General features: G+C 33.9%; 10 protein-coding genes and 2 tRNA genes. 7 read left to right on the top strand and 5 right to left on the bottom strand.

From position 1 onward, the window contains the following. Positions 1–6 precede the first annotated feature (6 nt). Positions 7–1254, top strand: coding sequence for a lipopolysaccharide assembly protein LapB (locus Q5N74_RS15845; RefSeq protein WP_304389966.1), 1248 nt, complete (start codon positions 7–9; stop codon positions 1252–1254). A 254-nt stretch (positions 1255–1508) separates the two neighbouring features. On the opposite strand, the gene Q5N74_RS15850 is transcribed toward Q5N74_RS15845, so the two are convergent. Beyond that, positions 1509–2183, bottom strand: a complete 675-nt coding sequence (locus tag Q5N74_RS15850; protein WP_304389967.1) for a ZIP family metal transporter — start codon at positions 2181–2183, stop codon at positions 1509–1511. 54 nt (positions 2184–2237) lie between these two features. Continuing rightward, entirely contained in the window at positions 2238–2969 is a 732-nt protein-coding gene (locus Q5N74_RS15855; protein WP_304389969.1) for a class I SAM-dependent methyltransferase, read from the bottom strand. 204 nt (positions 2970–3173) lie between these two features. Here Q5N74_RS15855 and Q5N74_RS15860 point away from each other — a divergent pair, with 204 nt between their 5' ends. Next, the gene (locus tag Q5N74_RS15860; RefSeq protein WP_304389971.1) at positions 3174–4331 is read left to right on the top strand and encodes a class I SAM-dependent RNA methyltransferase; all 1158 of its coding nucleotides are present in this window, start codon (positions 3174–3176) and stop codon (positions 4329–4331) included. Between the two features lie 181 nt (positions 4332–4512). On the opposite strand, the gene Q5N74_RS15865 is transcribed toward Q5N74_RS15860, so the two are convergent. Continuing rightward, a complete protein-coding gene (locus Q5N74_RS15865; protein WP_304389972.1) occupies positions 4513–5133 on the bottom strand; it encodes a hypothetical protein in 621 nt (206 codons plus the stop codon). A 565-nt stretch (positions 5134–5698) separates the two neighbouring features. Here Q5N74_RS15865 and Q5N74_RS15870 point away from each other — a divergent pair. Together Q5N74_RS15870 and Q5N74_RS15875 are read left to right on the top strand one after the other, a co-directional pair. Continuing rightward, positions 5699–6271, top strand: a complete 573-nt coding sequence (locus tag Q5N74_RS15870) for a cysteine hydrolase family protein (RefSeq protein WP_304389973.1) — start codon at positions 5699–5701, stop codon at positions 6269–6271. A 42-nt stretch (positions 6272–6313) separates the two neighbouring features. Further along, positions 6314–7543: a GAF domain-containing sensor histidine kinase gene (locus Q5N74_RS15875; RefSeq protein WP_304389974.1), complete on the top strand. Its 1230-nt coding sequence runs from the start codon at positions 6314–6316 to the stop codon at positions 7541–7543. Positions 7544–7557: 14 nt separating this feature from the next. On the opposite strand, the gene Q5N74_RS15880 is transcribed toward Q5N74_RS15875, so the two are convergent. Both Q5N74_RS15880 and Q5N74_RS15885 read right to left on the bottom strand, forming a co-directional pair. After that, positions 7558–8307, bottom strand: coding sequence for a C40 family peptidase (locus tag Q5N74_RS15880; RefSeq protein WP_304389975.1), 750 nt, complete (start codon positions 8305–8307; stop codon positions 7558–7560). A gap of 124 nt (positions 8308–8431) precedes the next feature. Further along, positions 8432–9607, bottom strand: coding sequence for an acetyl-CoA C-acyltransferase (locus tag Q5N74_RS15885; protein WP_304389976.1), 1176 nt, complete (start codon positions 9605–9607; stop codon positions 8432–8434). 127 nt (positions 9608–9734) lie between these two features. On the opposite strand from Q5N74_RS15885, the gene Q5N74_RS15890 reads away from it, so the two are divergent. The 3 genes from Q5N74_RS15890 (at position 9735) to Q5N74_RS15900 (ending at position 12059) form a co-directional block, all read left to right on the top strand. After that, positions 9735–11783 carry an HD family phosphohydrolase gene (locus tag Q5N74_RS15890; protein WP_304389985.1) on the top strand — a complete coding sequence of 683 codons (2049 nt, stop codon included), beginning with the start codon at positions 9735–9737 and terminating at the stop codon, positions 11781–11783. A gap of 97 nt (positions 11784–11880) precedes the next feature. Further along, positions 11881–11964: transfer RNA gene (locus Q5N74_RS15895), tRNA-Ser, on the top strand. A gap of 20 nt (positions 11965–11984) precedes the next feature. Continuing rightward, positions 11985–12059 (top strand) — tRNA-Pro (locus Q5N74_RS15900). The last annotated feature ends 164 nt before the right edge of the window (positions 12060–12223 follow it).

Raw genomic sequence — 12223 nt, forward strand, 5'->3', positions numbered from 1 at the left:
ATTAAAATGAAGAAACAGATTATCATAGCTTTAGCATTGTCGGTTAGCGCATTTTCATTTTCACAAAAAAAGGAATTGAAAGCGGCAGAGAAAGCTCTTAAAGGAAATAATTATGCGGAAGCTAAAACAGCTTTAAAGGATGTAGAAGCTTTATTGCCTACTATAGACGATAAGTATAAAGCACAATATTACTATTTAAACGCCGAAGCTTTATATGCTAATGGTGCAGGCTCTATGAATGATATTGATGCCGCTTTAAAAAGTTTAGACAACGTAAAGGGAGATTATGCTTCTGAATCATCGGACTTAAAAGAGACTATGGTAAATGGTATCTTGAAAAAAGGTAACAAATCATATGAAGGTAAAGATTTTTCAACAGCTTCTAAGTATTTTGAAAAAGCATATAGACTAAGATCTAAAGACACCTTGTTTCTTTATTACGCAGCAGCAACTGCAGTGAATGTTCAAGAATATGACAGGGCTTTAACTTTATATGAAGAACTTAAAACAATCGGTTATACAGGTATTGAAAAACAATTTTTCGCTACTAATGTAGAAACTGGTGAAGAAGAAGTTTTAGATAAAGGCACGAGAGATTTATACGTTAAAGCTAAAAGCCACAGCAATCCTGGTGAGCGTATGACGGAATCTAAAAAACCTGAAATTGTTAAAAATGTAGCGCTTATCTACATTAGTGAGGGTGATGACGAAAAGGCATTAGGTGCTATGAAAGAGGCGAGAGCTGAAAGTCCTGATGACATTAACTTGATTTTATCTGAAGCTAATATCCATTATAAAATGGGTAATACGGATAAATTTAAGGCCTTATTAGAAAAAGCAACTCAAATGGATCCTAATAACCCAGAATTACAATATAATTTAGGTGTTATTGCTTCAGAATCTGGACAACCAGAAGATGCTAAGGCGTATTACGAAAAAACTATTTCTTTAAATCCTGAATACATTAATGCGTATATTAATTTAGCCGCTTTAATTCTATCGACAGAAGAAGTACTTATTAAAGAAATGAATGGTTTAGGAAGTTCTAAGAAAGACGATTTACGTTATGATGAACTAAGAGAGGCGCGTCAAAACTTATACAAAAGTGCGGTTCCTTACTTAACGAAGGCATTAGAAATTGATGGTAAAAACGTAAGTGCTGCTAAAACATTAATGAATATTTATAGTATACTTGGTGAAACAGCTAAGCATAATGATATGAAAGCTAAGGTTGAAGCTCTAGAAGCGCAATAAAAAGCAATTAAAATGTATAAAAAAAGCCGCAATTTGCGGCTTTTTTTGTTCGTTATAGTTTGAGTGTACTTTAGATGAAAACAACTTATTGTTGACCTTCTCAGTACAGTATTTTTAAGTTCTATTCTTGTTTTAGATATCACACTTCCTCATACAGTCTTTAATTTTGACTAAGTTATGTCTTCTTGAAAAGCGGTGAATGCTATAATCAACCAATATGTAGGTATGGTTCATTTTAGTTCTAGTTTCAGCCCTTAAATCAAATAAGCGACAGCAACCCCAACAACAATAGATATAAATTTAGATAGGTTGAATTTATGTCCGTCTCCACTTTCAAATAAAATAGTAGTAGAAATATGGAAAAAGATACCAATAACAAAGGCATTTATAATTTGAGAGTAACTAGAAAGTGCTTCCCAAGTATGGCCAATTAAAGTTCCTAAAGGCGTCATACATGCAAAAATTAATAGAAATCCTGCAATTTGTAATTTACTATAACTCGATTGTAATAAAAACATGCTAATAATGGCAGCAATAGGTATTTTATGTACCAAAATACCATAAACCATATCGTTATGGTCGTGAATAGAAAAACCTTCTAAAAAGCTATGAATACACAAACTTATAAATAATAACCAAGGGAACGTTGTGTCGTGTTTGTGTATATGTACATGCCCATGCTCGGCACCTTTAGAGAATAATTCTAAAACAATTTGCAGCATAATACCGCACATAATGTAAAGTCCGGTGAGTTTGGGCTCTAAATGCTCATACACTTCTGGTAATAACTCAAAAAGGGTTAAGGCTAGTAAAAACGATCCGCTAAAAGAGAGTAGGAGTTTGGTGTTCCAGTTTTTCTTATTTCTAGTAAAAAAAGCAATAATAACACCAATAACAACGGCACTAAAAGGTAATATGTATGTAATCATTTAAAATTTAAATATGTAATCAAATAAAAACTAAGGCAAATGTTTGTTGTTCGCCTATTTAAAAATCATAACCAAACGTTCAGACATTTTGTTGCTAAACTTACGTAATTTATAATCACCAAAAACATCTAATAAATAAACGCCAGCCTGTTCAAAAAAGGCTTCGAAATCGGCTAAAGTAAAAGCTCTAACACGCTCTTGGAAATTGTAATCTTCACCATCTGCTGTAAAGCTAATATCTTTTACAATATAACCATCTTCAACATAACGCTTCAAATTAAAATCAATTCCATCAACCGTTTTTACTTCTTCAGGTACTAAATTATCAATAACAAATTCGCTATTCATAAAATCAATCACTCCAAAACCAGTTTCGTTTAAATCGGTTTTAATAGCTTCAATCGTACTTAAATTATCAGCATCTTTATCAAAATATCCAAAACTAGTGAATAAGTTAAAAATAGCGTCAAAAGGTTTGTTATAAGGTTTACACATGTCGTGTACATCAAAATGCAAGGTGTTATTTTCAAACTGTTTCGCGTAATTAATGCTGTTCTCGCTCAAATCGGCACCCGTAACATCAAAACCTAATGAGTTTAAATACACGGCATGTCTGCCACGACCACAAGCCAAATCTAAAATTTTTCCATTTTCAGGAATATTTAAATATTCAGTAAGCGTATCCATAAAATGTTGCGCCTCGGTATCGTCTCTATCTTTATATAAAATATGGTAAAAAGGGGTGTCAAACCAAGAAGTAAACCAAGTAGTGTTGTCTTTATTCATATGTTGTTTTTGGGGTTACCCCCGAAGAAAAATCGGGGGTCAGGCTTTCCGCTATATCTTTTGTTTTGTCGTGTTTCATACATCTGAAACATATTTTTAACACAAAACAAAAGGATGCCGCTTCAATCCTTAACCCATTATCAGCAATTGCTAGTTAATTAACCACAAAATTACGTTATTTTTGCAATCTATTCGAGATAAAAAATGGAAGAAAATTTTAATATGCTAGCAAAAACCTTATTTGGTTTTGAAGATTTACTAGCAAATGAACTAACACAACTAGGCGCACAAGATATAAAAACAGGGGTACGAAGTGTATCTTTTTCGGGCGATAAAGGGTTTATGTACAAAGCCAACCTCGGTTTACGTACGGCTATAAAAATATTAAAACCTATTACAAGCTTTACGGTAAACAACGAAAAAGACTTATATGACAAGCTGTACCTAATGCCTTGGGAGCAGTATGTGAAGTCTACTGGCACCATTGCTGTAGATGCGACCATCCATTCCGAATTGTTTACAAACTCACTATACATTGCGCAAAAAACAAAAGATGCCATTGTAGATAAGTTTCGCGACACCACAGGCGAACGCCCTAATGTCGATTTAAAATTTCCAGATCTAAAAATTAATGTACATATAGATAGGCACCAGTGTACTATTTCGCTAGATTCTTCTGGCGATTCTTTACACAAACGTGGTTATAAAATGGCTACCAATATAGCACCTATTAATGAGGTTTTGGCAGCAGGTTTAATTATGTTGTCTGGCTGGGATGGGCAAACCGATTTTATGGACCCTATGTGTGGTTCCGGAACCATGCTTATTGAAGCCGCTATGATAGCCTGTAATATTCCACCAAACCTAATGCGAAAAGAGTTTGCTTTCGAGCGTTGGAACGATTGGGATGTTGAGTTATTCGAAAAAATTGAAGAATCCCTACTTGGTAAAACACGTGATTTTCACCATAAAATTATAGGCTACGATAAAGCACCTAGTGCCGTAACCAAAGCCATAGAAAATATAAAAAATGCGCAATTAGACGATTTTATAGAAGTAAAGCATGAAGATTTCTTTAAAACCCAAAAAGGGGGTGATGAGAAGTTGCATATGGTATTTAACCCGCCATACGGTGAACGTTTAAATATTGATATGGAAGAGTTTTATAAAAACATTGGTGATACTTTAAAGCAAAGTTACCCAGGTACCGATGCTTGGTTTATAACCTCAAATCTCGACGCCTTAAAACACGTAGGTTTACGCCCTTCACGAAAAATACATTTATTTAATGCGAAGTTAGAAGCGCGTTTAGTTAAATATGTGATGTATGAAGGTAGTAAAAAAGGGAAGTATATGAAGTAGGGGTAACCCTTATCAGTATTTGTCGATCATAGCTAGGACGAACGACGAAGCCATCTTTTTATAAATAAAACAAACACATAAGATTTGAAGTAAACCTTATGTGTTTGTTTCGTACCTCGCATTAAAGTCACATGACAGTGTATCAATATTACGAGATACAAATAAACCTGCTTAGGTTTGGTTATTCAACCTTCACTTTAATAGAATTAAAAGAACTCGATTTGATGCCTATAAGTCCATAAGCAGTTTGGCCTTTTAAAATAACCTTACCGTTCAAATTGTATTCTTGTATTTCATTTTTAAATTTTTTGTTTGCAGAACCAGCAGCAATCATATTACCGGCTGCTAAACCAGGGCCAAGTATTAAGCCTATAGGGGTAGAACTAGTTGTTTCTTGCATCCCATATTGGTTGGTTGTTGCAGTATAAAAATTAACAGGTGTTAAAAGCAAATAAAACAAATGTGTTGCTGGGCTTTGCTTCAACGATTTAAAAACAGACTCGTTTTCTAGAATGTAAATGTCACTTCCGTTTTCATAGGTGAGTTTAATGTCTTTGCCAAAAATTAAATCCTTATCGGAGTTATTAGTCACCTTAACGGCAACAAGTTTTAAATCTTTCTTCTCCTCTTTTTTAGCATATTTTTTATCTAGTAAATCGTATTTGTATTCAAGAATAACATCGTCCGATTTATTACTAGATAGGTAGTTTAAGCTTTTTGGCTGAATCATTTCATAACGTGATGCGCAGCTATTTAATAAAATAGCTCCAAAAAGTAAAAGTGTAATTTTTGATACTTTCATTATTAGTATTTGGTGTTAAGTTAGCCGGCCAATTTAAATTAAATACTTAAAACTTGATTCTTTTTTCATAAGAATATAGAACAAAACATTTAATTTATATTCTTTCAAAATAAGTAGTAATTTCTGTAGCTATGTTGTTTCTTAAGTACTGGCATACTTAGGTTTACGTAATCAGTTGGAGGTGTTTTGTTTGTGTGAGTAGTAGAAACTACTCAATTTAAATTAACAACAAACCTAGTTAAACCATCAATTTAGTATGGTTTGAAATACCAACTTTTTATATACTATTGATAATTTATTTTGTATCTTGTCGTTATAACGTATTGACATTTAATGAGTAAGGATTCTTTTTTTCGTTTCCGGCTGTTACTAAAGTGGAGATTTAGGCAAATGTTGTATTTTCCTAAAACCTTTCAACTGCACTTATAACGGTTCGGTCTATTAAAAAGGGTGCGTCAAGGGGTAAGCCTCTGTCTTATTTTATTTTCTATGTATATTGTAGCGTCTTTATAAGTGATAATATAGCTTATACAAGTTATTTTTTAATTAATAGCAAATTATAAAAATGAAAACAGCAATAATATTAATAGGGTATCAAAATGATTATTTTTCTCAGGATGGTGTACTTAGGTCGGTAGTTGAAGAATCGTCCAAGGTTACAGATATCATAAATAATACAGTGAACCTTATTAAAAACGCAGGTGACATGCCTATTGTTTCTACACCAATTATTTTTTCTGAAGATTACAAAGAACTCTCAGATCCTGTTGGTATTTTGAATACTATTAAAACCGTAGAAGCTTTTAAAGAAGGCACTAAGGGGGCTGAGACTATTCAAGAAATTAAAGAGTTTGGTGATAAAATTACTGAAATTCCTGGAAAGTTAGGTCTAAATGCGTTTGTAAACACGACGCTCGATGCGTTTTTAGCAAAGAATAAAGTGGAACACCTGCTTCTGGCTGGTACTGTTGCATCTATTTGTATAGATAGCACAGGAAGATCGGCCTATGAAAAGGGCTACAAAGTAACCATGTTGTCTGATTGTATATCTGGGCGTACTGTTTTTGAGAAAGATTTTTACTGTGAAAGTATCTTTCCTCTGTACGCAACCGTCCAATCGTCCTTGGATTTTTATTAATAGCAAAATCTCTCAATAGAATCTCTCAATTCTCCCAACCCTATGAAAGCAACAACAGACGAAACATTAAACATTCAAATTCAGAATCGTTTAGTAGAACAACTTACGGTACGAAACCGTGAACTTAAACTGGTGAATTCCTTTACCAGGTACCTCCAAAATTGTAATAACACACATGAAATTATGAGCCTGCTAGCCAAAAACTTTAAGGCTTACTTTGCTTATGATTATTGTGAAATTTACTTAGTAGATCACAATAAAGAATTTCTAAATAAGGTAGAACTTGGTGATATTGATAATGATAACCACGAAAGTAATGGTCATAAACTAATTGCCTTCGGCCAAGGTTTGGTGGGTAAAGTAGCTCACTTAGGTTTCCCTAAAATAGCATCGATTACAGATATAGAAGAGGTTGATGTTGAGTTACCTGTCAATTATGGAAGCGAAATTGCCATACCTTTAGTGCATAATGGTAGAGACGTGGTAGGTGTTATGTACTCAAAACATAAAGATCCCGATTTTTTTGAACTCGTTCAATTAAAAACCATCATAACCATGGCATCTATTGCTGCCGATAAAGTATTACAAACCTATAACCTTGATAAAATTAACGATTATCAAACGCAGTTGGAGGAATATGTTCATATTGTTTCTCATGATTTGAAATCGCCTTTACGCTCTATAAACGCTTTGATTACTTGGATTAAGGAAGATAATCAAGATAAGTTGACAGGAGAAACATTAAGAAACTTTGAGTTGATTGATACTACATTACTTCAAATGGATAATTTGATAACAAACACCCTTAATTATTCAAGAATGGATTATGATGTGTTTGAGGAAGAAGAAGTGGATTTAAGTTTACTTATTAAAGAAATACAGAAAACAATACAATTAAGTACCCTCATTACTTTTAAGATGCCTCATAAATTACCGATAGTAAAGGGTAACAAGACCAAATTTATGCAGATTTTTCAGAATTTAATTGAAAACGCTGTAAAATACATTGACAAACCTAAAGGTGAAATTACAATCGACTTTTCATCGAATTCAGATTTTTATAAATTTTCTGTAAAAGACAATGGCGTAGGAATTAAGGAGATGTATTATGAGAAAATTTTCCAAGTATTTCAAACCTTAAATGATACAAAAGGATCCTCTGGTGTAGGGCTTTCTATTGTTAAAAAACTGGTAAACAATTACGGCGGTAAAATTTGGTTAAAAAGTAGAGAAGGTGTGGGTACCACATTCTTTTTCACTTTAAAACGCTAGGTTACCATTTGCAATTAAATCACTTTTTTTATAACCCGTAGTTTATGGGTGTGAACATTTCTATCTACATTATAAATACCAGAGTGGTCTAATCTATCAATTCTAACTTTACCGTGTGCGTGTATAATATAGTTGTCACTCATAATAATACCAACATGGGTAATGACGCCTTCGCTGTTATCAAAAAAAGCTAAGTCTCCTGGTTCGCTTTCTTCAATAAAGCTTAAAGCTTCACCTTGAGTCGCTTGTTGGGATGCATCACGTAATAATTTATAACCGTTTAGCTTATAAACCATTTGTGTAAAACCAGAACAGTCTATTCCAAAAGGTGTTTTTCCACCCCATAAATAAGGGGAATTTAAATAAAGAAAGGCTGTTTTTATTAAGTTCTCTTTGGGTTTTACGCCTGCTATCACAGAGCCATCGTGTATATGGTTTAATGTGGATAAGCCGTTAAGCGAAGAGCCCAATAAAATGGGGTGTAATTGTTGGTTGCTGTCTTCAATAAATTCAACCAAATCAATAGAAAGCTGAGGTGCTTCTATAGATAGTTGTAGGTATTGTTCTTCGTCAATTTCTATAAGTTGTTTGTTGTCAATCCAACCTTCATACTTATCAAAAGCAAGTCTTATTTTACTCCAACTTTTACGTTGTTCTAAAATTTTAAAAACATCACCATATAAAACTTGCGAAACAAGTTCGCTTGTATCACTAGGTTCATTTCTAAGGGGAACAATGCTTAAATTACAAATTCCGTATTGCATATATAACTAGGGACTATTAATTATTATATATTAAAATACAATGATACATTAAACTTTAAATTCCTGTCAAAAAAACGAGCGTAAAAAACCATTTGTAGATTATAAATATTCAATAAAAAATAAATTAACGTTCTATAATAATTGCAGATGCACCGCCGCCGCCATTACAAATAGCTGCTGCACCAATTTTAGCATTGTTTTGTTCTAAAACGTTTAAAAGTGTAATAACAATTCTAGCGCCTGAACACCCTAACGGATGACCGAGTGACACGGCACCACCATTAACATTTACATTACTATTGTTAAGTCCTAAAATTTTCATATTTGCTAAACCTACAACAGAAAAGGCTTCATTAAATTCGAAAAACTCAACATCTTTCATGCTTATATTGGCTTTGGCCAATGCTTTTGGTAACGCTTTTGCGGGTGCTGTTGTAAACCATTCAGGTTCGTGGGCAGCATCGGCATAACTTTTTATAGTAGCGAGTGGTTTTAAACCAAGCTCGTTTGCTTTTTCTTTACTCATTAAAACCACAGCTGCAGCACCATCGTTTATGGTAGAAGCGTTGGCTGCTGTTACCGTACCATCTTTCGAAAAAGCGGGGCGTAATTGCGGAATTTTATCTAGAATAACATTTGAGAATTCTTCGTCTTTGCTTACTATAACGGGTTCTCCGCGTCGTTGAGGTACTTCAACAGGTACAATTTCATTATCAAATTTACCAGCTTCCCAGGCAGCTGCCGAACGTTTGTATGATTGAATGGCAAAAGCATCTTGGTCTTCACGAGAAAACTTGTATTCAGTAGCACAAGCATCAGCACAAACACCCATGGCATTTTGGTCATAAGCATCAACCAAACCATCTTTCTGCATGCCATCAATTAAAGAGGTAGGTCCAAATTTAGTACCAGTTCTCGCGTATAAATAATGCGGAATTAAACTCATATTTTCCATACCGCCAGCAACTATAATATCAGCATCACCCAAAGCAATGCTTTGTGCTGCTTGCATAATTGCTTTCATTCCAGAGGCACAAACCTTGTTTATAGTGGTGCAGGGTACCGTATTAGGTATGCCTGCATAAATAGCAGCTTGTCTTGCTGGTGCTTGACCCGTTCCTGCTTGGACAACGTTACCCATAAGTACTTCGTCAACCAATTCAGGGTTTAAACTTATCTTATTTAAAGCACCTTTTATAGCAATGGCACCGAGTTGAGGTGCGGAAACGGTTGAAAGCGCTCCCATAAAACTCCCAATAGGTGTTCTTACGGCCGAAACAATAACTACTTCTTTATTCATTATAAAAATCTTAAGTTTAGTGTATGCGAAAATAATGATTTTTTAATAGAAATTAGAGCGATTCAATGATTATAAAAAATAGGATTGGCTTATAATTTTATTACTTTTGATTTCCTTAACTTTTTAAATGGAAGACTTTATAAATAAATTATATAGAAACCATTCCTTGATTTATAAAGGTCTGTTGTTTGTTTGTACCACTTTTTTAATTGTGTATTTATTTCCTAAAAGCGGGAAGTTTAAATACAATTTTGAAAAAGGAAAGCCGTGGCAATCGGAAAATTTATATGCCCCTTTTAACTTTGCAATAAAAAAATCGGATGCTGAAATAGCTTCTGAAAAGCAAGTGCTAGTAGATAACTCTATTTTGTATTTTGATATAGATAATGCGGTTAAAACAAAGGTAAACGAATTGTATAAACAGCAATTTAGAACGGTATTTCCAGATTCTATTTCGAAACGAACTTTAAATTCCTTATATAAAGTGGGGAATGAGATTATCTCTGAGTTTTATGCTTTTGGTGTTTTAAATGAAAGTTATAATTTTTCAGAAGATAGAGGTATCGCCATTCTTGATGAACGGGTGAAAAAGCAAGATGGTTTTTTCTCAGACTTGATAAAACAAGACGCCGTGACGCCAGTAATAAATAAAGTGTTGCAAAAGCATAACTTAACGGCTTATAAAACCAATTTTGCTTCACTGTTTTTCGACTTGATCACCCCTAATTTAACCTTTGATAAATCGTTTACTGAAAAAGCGCTGCAAGAAGAGTTGAATAAAATTGCTTATGCGAGAGGTAGTGTAGAAAAAGCGACTTTAATAATATCTAAGGGAGAAGTTATTGAGGGCGACAAGTATCAAACATTAAAGTCTTTACAGTCTGAATATGAGTCACAAATTTGGAGCAAATCTAATTACAACTGGATTATATTCGCTTATACCATTTTAGTTGCCTTGGCGCTGTTAATGCTGCTTCTGTTTTTAAGAAAGTATCGGGTTGTTGTTTTTGAGAATAACACGAAAGTTACCTTTATTTTCTTCAATATTTTTTTAATGATTTTTATTACAACGCTGGTTGTAAATTATAATTCGAAGTTTATTTACGTCGTACCCATTTGTATTTTACCTTTAATATTTAAAGCTTTTTTCGATGCCCGTTTAGGTTTATTCGCTCACGTAATTACTGTTTTACTGTTAGGCTTTATAGTACCGAATAGTTATGAGTATATGTTTCTTCAAATTATAGCCGGTATTGTTACTATTTTAACGGTTTCGGAATTATACAAACGTGCCAATTTGTTTATTTCAGTAGGACAAATTACAGTGATTTATATAGTGGCGTATTTTGCCTTTTTTGTTATTCATGAAGGTAGTGTAGAAACCATAAAGTGGGAAATGTTTATTTGGTTTGTTTTAAGTGGACTTGCCACTTTATTTGTTCAGCCTTTAATTTACGCTTACGAAAAGATTTTTGGATTGGTTTCAGATGTGTCACTTTTAGAATTGTCTGATACGAATTCGAAATTATTGAAAGAGCTTTCAAATAAAGCACCAGGAACGTTTCACCATTCTTTAAACGTAGCAAACTTAGCGGAAGCGTCTGCTAATGAAATTGGAGCGAATGCTATGCTGGTTCGGGTCGGGGCTTTGTATCACGATATTGGTAAAATGAAAAACCCTACTTATTTTACTGAAAATCAATCTACCGGTATCAATCCGCACGATGAATTGTCGTCCAGGGAGAGTGCGCGAATTATAACAGGGCACGTTATAGACGGTATTGAAATAGCAAAGAAGTATAATTTGCCAGATAGAGTTATAGACTTCATTAGAACGCATCATGGAACGAGTGTGGTGTATTATTTCTATATGCAAGAGAAGAAAGATTTTGAAGATGTAGATAAGGCCGATTTTAGTTACCCAGGCCCTAAGCCCTTTAGTAAAGAAACAGCGATTTTAATGATGTGTGATAGTGTAGAGGCAGCTTCTAAAAGTTTAAAAGATCCAACATCTACAAAAATTGATGCATTTGTTGAAAACATCATAGATAAGCAGATAGAAGGTGGTCAATTTTTAAATGCGAATATAACTTTCAAAGAAATTCAGTCCATAAAAAAAGTGCTAAAACACAAGCTTGCAAACATTTACCATTTAAGAATTGAATACCCCGAATAATATTTAAAAAAAGTGAATAAAATAGTTGCGTTCTTACAATCTATAAGTTACATTTGCAACCGCAAAATTACTGCAATAGTACATTGTAATAATTTTAGGAGAGGTGCCAGAGTGGTAATGGAGCAGATTGCTAATCTGTCGACGGGTAACTGTCGCCAGGGTTCGAGTCCCTGTCTCTCCGCAAATTTTTAAGATAACCATCGGGGTGTAGCGTAGCCCGGTTATCGCGCCTGCTTTGGGAGCAGGAGGTCGCAGGTTCGAATCCTGCCACCCCGACAAAAACCTTCTGAGAAATCAGAAGGTTTTTTTGTTTTAGATACTTTCAGTCGGTTTTATGACGTTATAAGGGATCAAGGATCAAGGCATATTTCTGGGGAGCCGTATAAATTATGCATATAATTTAGTTAATCTATAGAGAAAGAACTTGACATCTCTGACAC

The organism is Mariniflexile sp. AS56 (assembly GCF_030552475.1).
Lineage (GTDB): Bacteria > Bacteroidota > Bacteroidia > Flavobacteriales > Flavobacteriaceae > Mariniflexile.

Excerpts from the sequence above, each read along its gene's own strand:
- Q5N74_RS15845 (WP_304389966.1), top strand. The coding sequence starts at position 7 with ATGAAGAAACAGATTATCATAGCTTTAGCATTGTCGGTTAGCGCATTT.
- Q5N74_RS15850 (WP_304389967.1), bottom strand. The coding sequence starts at position 2,183 with ATGATTACATACATATTACCTTTTAGTGCCGTTGTTATTGGTGTTATT.
- Q5N74_RS15855 (WP_304389969.1), bottom strand. The coding sequence starts at position 2,969 with ATGAATAAAGACAACACTACTTGGTTTACTTCTTGGTTTGACACCCCT.
- Q5N74_RS15860 (WP_304389971.1), top strand. The coding sequence starts at position 3,174 with ATGGAAGAAAATTTTAATATGCTAGCAAAAACCTTATTTGGTTTTGAA.
- Q5N74_RS15865 (WP_304389972.1), bottom strand. The coding sequence starts at position 5,133 with ATGAAAGTATCAAAAATTACACTTTTACTTTTTGGAGCTATTTTATTA.
- Q5N74_RS15870 (WP_304389973.1), top strand. The coding sequence starts at position 5,699 with ATGAAAACAGCAATAATATTAATAGGGTATCAAAATGATTATTTTTCT.
- Q5N74_RS15875 (WP_304389974.1), top strand. The coding sequence starts at position 6,314 with ATGAAAGCAACAACAGACGAAACATTAAACATTCAAATTCAGAATCGT.
- Q5N74_RS15880 (WP_304389975.1), bottom strand. The coding sequence starts at position 8,307 with ATGCAATACGGAATTTGTAATTTAAGCATTGTTCCCCTTAGAAATGAA.
- Q5N74_RS15885 (WP_304389976.1), bottom strand. The coding sequence starts at position 9,607 with ATGAATAAAGAAGTAGTTATTGTTTCGGCCGTAAGAACACCTATTGGG.
- Q5N74_RS15890 (WP_304389985.1), top strand. The coding sequence starts at position 9,735 with ATGGAAGACTTTATAAATAAATTATATAGAAACCATTCCTTGATTTAT.